2 protein-coding genes and 1 pseudogene are annotated in these 1,943 nt (G+C 66.4%); all 3 read left to right on the top strand.

From position 1 onward, the window contains the following. A partial coding sequence (locus ACYP5B_RS45955) for a DNA-binding protein (protein WP_459574021.1) occupies window positions 1-760 on the top strand: 760 nt, incomplete at its 5' end. Between the two features lie 247 nt (window positions 761-1,007). Continuing rightward, window positions 1,008-1,268 (top strand): H-NS histone family protein, encoded by a 261-nt coding sequence (locus ACYP5B_RS45950; protein ID WP_318234403.1) that lies wholly within the window; start codon window positions 1,008-1,010, stop codon window positions 1,266-1,268. A gap of 397 nt (window positions 1,269-1,665) precedes the next feature. After that, a pseudogene (locus ACYP5B_RS45945) lies at window positions 1,666-1,854 on the top strand (PDDEXK nuclease domain-containing protein); the annotation flags it as partial. Window positions 1,855-1,943: the final 89 nt, after the last annotated feature.

The following is a 1,943-nucleotide window of genomic DNA, read 5'->3' as shown; positions in this document are numbered from 1 at the left end:
GGCGATCGCCGCCAATGCCGTGCAATCGATCTGGCAGGCCGCCAACGAGGCGGCCACCGGCGAACTGGCCGCCTTGCGGGCTGAAGCGCGGCTGCAGGCGAGCGAGGCGGAGGCGCAGCGCGACCAGGCGCGCGCCGCGGTGGTGGTGGCCGAGCAGGAGACAGCCGCTGTGCAGGCCGAGCGCGATGCCGCCCAGCAAGCGCGCGCGGCGCTGCAAGGCGAACTGGAGGCCGAGCGCCAGGCCCACGCGGCCGCACAGGCGCGTCATGACGAGGGCAAGCGCCAGGTCGAGGCACTCGAGCGGCAACTGCAGGAGTTGCGCACCCAGTTCTCGGCGGACCTGGAGCGCAACCGCGAGCAGGTGGCTGTCGCGCAGGAGCGGGCCAGCGCCACCGAGCGCCGCGCGCTGCGCGAGATCGACCAGGAGCGCACGCTGCGCCAGAAGGCCGAGCAGGCGGCGGCGGAATTGCGCGCTGAGCTGGCAGTCGTGCAGGCGAGGGCGCAAGACACCGCCGTCGCCGGTGCAGAGGCACGGGCCCGGCAGCAGGCCGAGCGCGACACGCTCAGCCTGCAACTGGCGCAGGCGCAACAGGCGCTCGAGCGAGGGCAGGCGGCCCAAGACGAGCTGCGGGCGCAACTGGAAACGGCAGTACGGCGTGCCGAGCGGGCCGATGCGCAAGCCACCGCGACGCGCCGCCTGGTAGGTGCCAAGCGCCGGGTGCCGGTGACGCGCACCAAGTTCAAGCCCGGGCCGGCCTGAAGGCGTGGGCGGGGGCAGGGTTTGTCCACCGCGCCACGGGATAAGCCTGTGGACAAGCCGCGCGTGGGCAGACAGCCGACGGCCTCTCCGGATTTGATTAAAATTTAAGCAAAAGAGAGCGGCCACATCCTCCCGCCGGCAATGATTCCCACCGCAGCCATCACCTGGAGCAACCCTGAAATCCAACGCTCCCACCAGAAGGCACAACGCGGGATCCGGCGCTGCCCCAAATTTCTTCACCTACACCATGTCAATCGAAATCGAGCGCGCGCAAGCGATTACCTGGATCCGCATCCAGATGGCCCAGCATGGGCTGAGCCTGGCTGACTTGCAGGCCGCCGGCTGCTTTGCCGAGCCGCCGCCGACCCCAACGCCAGGAGCGGTGCGCTACCGCAATGCGCACGGGCAGGGCTGGGACGGCCGCGGCGCCATGCCGGACTGGCTGCAGCGGGCGATCCACGCCGGGCAGACAGTGGAACATTTCCGGGTAACCGCTACGAAGCAATAGCTGACCACTGCCGCAGAGCTAGAAACCGGAAGGGCCCCGGGGCGGAAGCTTCGCCGGCAGCATGCACTGCTGGAATCGTGCGAGGTTCTAATAGGGGCTGCGGAGGCCCAGGTGCCGCAGCATCTGCCGCGGGAAGCCATGACGTCGATTGTTTTGTGCCGGTAACCCGCTGAAAGTTGCCCCGGCTTTGCGCGGATGATCAGCTTGGCCTCAGCAAGGCAAGTGCGGGATCTATTGGCCACCGTGACGGGTCCGGGATGCTTGAGATGCCGGACTGATGCAGCCTGGCCAAAATCAACGGCTGTAGAGATGAGAAAATGAATCGAAGGCACTTCATATTGAACAGTCAGTGCAAAGCGGGGCGAGGAATGCAGCGCGTGGACGCGGCGAACTAAGCCCCGGCCTGGTGCTCAAGGATCCCTATTTCCTCGATTTCCTGGGCTTGCGGGATCGCTATCTGGAGCGGGACCTCGAGGACGCCATCCTGCGCGAGCTGGAGCATTTTCTGTTGGAACTGGGAGCAGGCTTCACCTTTGTTGCTCGCCAGAAGCGGCTGCAGATTGACAACGACGATTTCTATATTGATTGTTCCGATCTGCGGGTTATTCCGATGGCTGCGTGAGGGCGGCTGCGGCGAGGAGTTTCACTCCGACGGATCGGGATAACCGGGCGGCT

The sequence above is a fragment of the Cupriavidus sp. 8B genome (genome assembly GCF_054589115.1).
The sequence above is the reverse complement of the archived record's forward strand: the minus strand, read 5'-3'. Positions and strand labels throughout refer to the sequence as shown.

What these genes read in the sequence shown, in the direction of transcription:
- ACYP5B_RS45950 (WP_318234403.1), top strand. Translation starts at nt 1,008, where the DNA reads ATGTCAATCGAAATCGAGCGCGCGCAAGCGATTACCTGGATCCGCATC.